The organism is Nocardioides sp. (assembly GCF_025964975.1).
Taxonomy (GTDB): domain Bacteria; phylum Actinomycetota; class Actinomycetes; order Propionibacteriales; family Nocardioidaceae; genus Nocardioides.
In genome coordinates this window covers 1-5,108 of sequence record NZ_JAOPXV010000140.1, presented here as the reverse complement: position 1 = coordinate 5,108, position 5,108 = coordinate 1, and the positions used below count along the sequence as shown (strand labels likewise).

Below are 5,108 nucleotides of genomic sequence, written 5' to 3'. Positions count from 1 at the left end.
AGGGGTTGCAACCCCTGACGCGTGCTGGGGTCCCGGATATCCGGGGACTCCAGCAGCCCGCTCATCCACTGGTAACGTCTGCGCCGTTCGACATCCTTTAAGGAACCGTCCCGTGAGGCGGAGAAGGAGGTCAGTGGCCATGGCGAACAACGCGGCCGACCCTCGCATCGTGCTCGACCCCGGAGACATCGCCCGGGCGTTGACCCGCATCGCCCACGAGATCCTCGAGCGTAACAAGGGCGCGACCGGCCTCGTGCTGCTCGGACTCCACACCCGGGGCGTGCCGCTGGCCCACCGGATCGCCGAGCGCATCCAGGCGGTGGAGGGCAGGGCCGTCGCGGTCGGTGAGCTCGACGTGACGATGTATCGCGACGACCTGCGCAAGCAGCCCACCAGGCGCGCCCACAAGACGGTCATTCCGCCCGAGGGCATCGACGACAAGGTCGTGGTGCTGGTCGACGACGTGCTGTTCTCGGGTCGGACCATCCGCGCCGCCCTCGATGCGCTGGCCGACCTCGGCCGGCCCAGCGCCGTACGCCTCGCAGTGCTGATCGACCGCGGGCACCGCGAGTTGCCCATCCGGGCCGACCACGTGGGCAAGAACCTCCCGAGCGCCCGGTCCGAACGCGTCAGCGTCCGCCTCGCCGAGTGCGACGACCTCGACGGGGTGACCATCTCGTGAAACACCTGCTCTCGATCAACGACGTGTCCGCGGACCAGATCCGAGAGATCTTCGAGACCGCCGCCGACATGCACGACGTGCAGCGTCGCGAGGTCAAGAAACTGCCGGCGCTGCGTGGTCGCACCGTGATCAACATGTTCTTCGAGGACTCGACCCGCACCCGCTCGTCCTTCGAGATCGCCGGCAAGTGGCTCTCCGCCGACGTCATCAACATCTCCGCGAAGGGCTCGTCGGCCTCCAAGGGTGAGTCGCTGCGCGACACGGTGCTGACCGTCTGCGCGATGGGCGTCGACGGGCTAGTAATCCGACACCCTGCGTCCGGTGCAGCTCAGCAGGTCTCCGAGTGGGTCGACGCCGTCGTCATCAACGCCGGCGACGGGATGCACGAGCACCCGACCCAAGCCCTGCTCGACGCCTACACGCTGCAGCGCCGCCTCGGCACCCTCGACGGCAAGCACGTCGCGATCATCGGCGACCTGACGCACTCGCGGGTCTTCCGGTCCAACGTCCTGTGCCTGACCAAGCTCGGCGCGCACGTGACCGTCGTGGCCCCGCCGACGCTGATGCCGAGCGGCATCGGTCCCTGGTCCAAGGACGCCGGCTTCGCGACGTCGTACGACATCGACGACGTGCTGCCCGACGCCGACGCGGTGATGATGCTGCGGGTCCAGCGCGAGCGCATGTCGGGGGGCTACTTCCCGTCCGCTCGCGAGTACACCGTGGGCTACGGGCTGACCCGCGACCGGCTCGCCCGGCTCCGGCCGGATGCACCCATCTGTCACCCGGGCCCGATGAACCGCGGTCTGGAGATCGCCGCCGACGCTGCCGACGCCGCCCAGTCGGTCGTCCTGGAGCAGGTCTCCAGCGGCCTCGCCGTGCGGATGGCCGTGCTCTACCACCTGCTTGCGGGAGAGGAGTCCTGATGGCGCTCGTCATCACCGGCGCGTCGGTGCTGGGGGAGGAGACCCGAGACCTCTACGTCGACGACGCCGGCCGGCTCGTGGACGAGGCGCCCGCGGGCGCAGACGTCATCGATGCCGACGGGCTCGTGGCCCTGCCGGGACTCGTGGACCTGCACACCCACCTGCGCGAACCGGGCAGGGAGGACGCCGAGACGATCCTGACCGGGTCCCGGGCCGCAGCCGTCGGTGGATTCACCGCCGTGCTGGCGATGGCCAACACCTCACCCGTGACCGACACCGCCGAGGCTGCCCTGCGGGTCCTCGACCTGGGTCGCGAGGCCGGTGTGGTCGACGTACAACCCGTCGGGGCCGTGACCAAGGGCTTGGCGGGTCAGGAGCTGGCCGAGCTGGGACTCATGGCCCGCTCGAGGGCGGCCGTCCGGGTCTTCTCCGACGACGGCAAGTGCGTCCACGACGCTCGCGTGATGCGGCGTGCCCTCGAATACGTCAAGGCCTTCGGCGGAGTGGTCTCACAGCACGCGCAGGACCCCGCCCTGGCCGGGCCGACGGCGTGCTGCCACGAGGGGGAGGTGTCCGGCCGCCTGGGACTGCCCGGGTGGCCCGGCATCGCCGAGGAGGTCATCGTCGCGCGCGACGTGATGCTGGCGCGCCACACCGGCTCCCGGGTCCATATCGCCCACGTCTCCACGGCCGGGTCGGTCGAGATGATCCGGTGGGCGAAGGCGCAGGGCATCGACGTGACAGCTGAAGTGACACCCCACCACCTGCTCCTCACTACCGACCTGCTGACCGGCTACGACCCGACGTTCAAGGTGAATCCGCCTCTGCGTCCCACCGAGGACGTCGAGGCGCTGCGGGTGGCGCTCGCCGACGGCACGATCGACGCCGTAGCGACTGACCACGCACCGCACGCCCGCCACGACAAGGAGCACGCCTTCGTCGACGCCGCCTTCGGGATGCTGGGGCTGGAGACGGCACTGGCGGTCGTCCGCACGGCCGTACCCGACCTGACCTGGGCGCAGGTCGCCTGCGTGATGTCCACCAACCCCGCCCGGATCGCCGGTCTGCCCGACCACGGGTCGCTGGACGCCGGGACGCCCGCCCACCTGGTGCTCGTCGATCCCGGAGCCGTCGTGACGATCGACCGGGCCGACTCGGTGTCGCTCTCGAGCAACAACCCGTGGCACGGCCGCTCCCTGACCTCGCGGGTCGTGCACACGGTGTACGCCGGCAAGGTGACTGTCCGCGACGGCGTGCTGGCCGAGTGACTCGCCGGCCACCGGTCACACCGGAGCGGTGCTACCGAACAGTCAGGGGCTCCGCCGCGCCGCACGACCCCGTGATCGTCGGTAGTGCGGGATTGCGTGGGCGGGCGCCAGACGAACGCCATTAGGCTCGCCGCATGGACATCACCACGATCGAGCAGCTCGAAGAGGTGGTGGGTCTACCGGGCGACCGGGCAGCCGCCAAGGAGCGAGCCACGCTGACCGACATCGACCGGGCCTGGCTGGCGGCGTCGCCGTTCTGCGTGCTGGCGACGGCCGACGCCCAGGGACGGTGCGACGCCAGTCCCAAGGGAGATCCACCCGGGCAGCTGGCGCACGTCATCGACGAGTCCACCATCGCGCTGGCCGAGCGGCCGGGCAACAAGCGGGTCGACAGCTATCGCAACGTCATCGCCAACTCCAACGTCGGCCTCGACTTCATCATCCCGGGCCGCGCCGACACCCTGCGGATCAACGGCGCCGCCCGTCTGGTGGCCGACGCGCCCTTCTTCGACGCCATGGCGGTCCGTGACCGGCGACCGATCCTGGCGCTCGTGGTGGACATCGAGACCATCTACTTCCACTGCGGCAAGGCCCTCATGCGCTCGCGCCTGTGGGAGCCGGAGACCTGGGACCCCACGTCCGTCGTGCCGCGCCGCGCCGTCATCAGCCAAGTGCTCGAGCCCCAGCCCGGCAAGACCCTCGAGGAGCTCGACGACTACTACCGGCCGGAGAACTACGCGAAGGGCCTCTACTGATGGTCGTCCCGCGGCTCCTGCACACGGTCCTCGACACCGACGACGTGCGGGGGACGGCGGAGTTCTGGCGGCGGCTGCTCGACCTGCGATACCAAGCCGGGGACGAGGAGGCGACCGACGGTGAGGACTGGCTGGTCCTGACCGACCACGACGGCCGTCGTCAGCTCGCCTTCCAGCTGACCGACCACCTGCAGCGATCGACCTGGCCCGACCCGCGCGTGCCGATGCAGCTCCACCTCGACCTCACCGTGGACAGCGTCGAGGATCTCGACGAGCAGCACGGGCGGGTGCTCGAGCTGGGCGGGGAGCTGCGCCACGACAGGTCCGATGATCCGGACGAGCCGTTGCGTGCGTACGCCGACCCCGCCGGCCACGTCTTCTGCATCTTCGTCGCGTGACGCACCAGCTCTCCCGCGCCGATGCCCGGCGGATCGCGGTGCTCGCCCAGCTGCTCTCCGCCGAGCGGCCGAGCAGCTTCGAGGCCATGGTGGACCACCTGGCCCTCCTCCAGGCCGAGCCGACCGCCGCGGTGGCACCCAGCGCCCAGGTCGTCATGTGGAGCCGGCTGGGGGAGAGGAGCCGATCCCGCGACGTCGACGACGCGGTGGCGGCCGGAGCGCTGATCGAGCTGCACTCCATGCTTCGCCCCGCGGCCGACCTCAAGCTCTACCGCGCCGAGATGGCAGCGTGGCCCGGGCCGGGGGAGCTCAAGGAGTGGCAGGTCGACATCCGCGACTGGGTCCACGCCAACGACGACACCCGGCGCGACATCCTGGCCAAGCTCCACGACGAGGGGCCATTGACAGGGAGGTACTTTCCCGACACCACGCTCGTGCCGTGGCAGTCGAGCGGCTGGAACAACGACCGCAACGTCCGGATGCTGCTCGACCGGATGGTCGAGCGCGGAGAGATCGCGCCGGTCGGCTACGAGGGCCGCGACAAGCTCTGGGACCTCGCCGAGCGGGTCTATCCCGATGAGCCGGTCGTGCCGCTTGCGAAGGCCGCGCACCTCCGGTCCGTACGCCGCCTGCGGTCGCTCGGCGTCGCACGAGGCCGCGCGGCGATCGCCCCGAACGAGCCGAACGACGTCGGGGAGGTCGGCGAGCCTGCGGTGATCGAGGGCGTGCGCGGGCCGTGGCGGGTCGACCCGGCGTACCTCGAGCAGCAGCTCGCGCCGCGGGTGGCCCTGCTGTCGCCACTCGACCGGCTCGTCTTCGACCGCAAACGGATGGAAGAGATCTTCGAGTTCGACTACCAGCTCGAGATGTACAAGCCGGCGGCGAAGCGGAAGTGGGGGTACTGGGCGATGCCCGTCCTCGACGGGGACCGCCTCGTCGGCAAGGTCGACCTGACCGCCGACCGACGGGGAGGGCTGCTCGTGACCAACGCGGTGCACGAGGACGAGCCCTTCTCCGCCGAACGGCGCGAGGCGGTCCAGCGGGAGATCGAGTGCCTGGCGCGGTGGCTCGACCTCCAGCCG

The 5,108-nt window shown here is 70.5% G+C and carries 6 protein-coding genes; all 6 read left to right on the top strand.

Annotation, left to right across the window (positions count from 1 at the left end; translation table 11 throughout):
- Positions 1-139 precede the first annotated feature (139 nt).
- Complete coding sequence (gene pyrR / locus JWN68_RS10725; protein ID WP_297738538.1) at positions 140-682, top strand: bifunctional pyr operon transcriptional regulator/uracil phosphoribosyltransferase PyrR; 543 nt, start codon at positions 140-142, stop codon at positions 680-682.
- Positions 679-1,605: an aspartate carbamoyltransferase catalytic subunit gene (locus tag JWN68_RS10720; protein WP_297738535.1), complete on the top strand. Its 927-nt coding sequence runs from the start codon at positions 679-681 to the stop codon at positions 1,603-1,605. The genes pyrR and JWN68_RS10720 overlap by 4 nt, the downstream gene beginning before the upstream one ends.
- Positions 1,605-2,873: a dihydroorotase gene (locus JWN68_RS10715; protein ID WP_297738533.1), complete on the top strand. Its 1,269-nt coding sequence runs from the start codon at positions 1,605-1,607 to the stop codon at positions 2,871-2,873. The genes JWN68_RS10720 and JWN68_RS10715 overlap by 1 nt, the downstream gene beginning before the upstream one ends.
- 134 nt (positions 2,874-3,007) lie before the next feature.
- A complete protein-coding gene (locus JWN68_RS10710) occupies positions 3,008-3,628 on the top strand; it encodes an MSMEG_1061 family FMN-dependent PPOX-type flavoprotein (protein WP_297738531.1) in 621 nt (206 codons plus the stop codon).
- Entirely contained in the window at positions 3,628-4,026 is a 399-nt protein-coding gene (locus tag JWN68_RS10705; protein ID WP_297738529.1) for a VOC family protein, read from the top strand. Before JWN68_RS10710 ends, JWN68_RS10705 begins: the two co-directional genes overlap by 1 nt.
- On the top strand, positions 4,023-5,108 hold a 1,086-nt coding region (locus tag JWN68_RS10700; RefSeq protein WP_297738527.1), incomplete at its 3' end, for a crosslink repair DNA glycosylase YcaQ family protein. The genes JWN68_RS10705 and JWN68_RS10700, both read left to right, overlap by 4 nt.

What these genes read in the sequence shown, in the direction of transcription:
- pyrR (WP_297738538.1), top strand. Translation starts at nt 140, where the DNA reads ATGGCGAACAACGCGGCCGACCCTCGCATCGTGCTCGACCCCGGAGAC.
- JWN68_RS10715 (WP_297738533.1), top strand. Translation starts at nt 1,605, where the DNA reads ATGGCGCTCGTCATCACCGGCGCGTCGGTGCTGGGGGAGGAGACCCGA.
- JWN68_RS10710 (WP_297738531.1), top strand. Translation starts at nt 3,008, where the DNA reads ATGGACATCACCACGATCGAGCAGCTCGAAGAGGTGGTGGGTCTACCG.
- JWN68_RS10705 (WP_297738529.1), top strand. Translation starts at nt 3,628, where the DNA reads ATGGTCGTCCCGCGGCTCCTGCACACGGTCCTCGACACCGACGACGTG.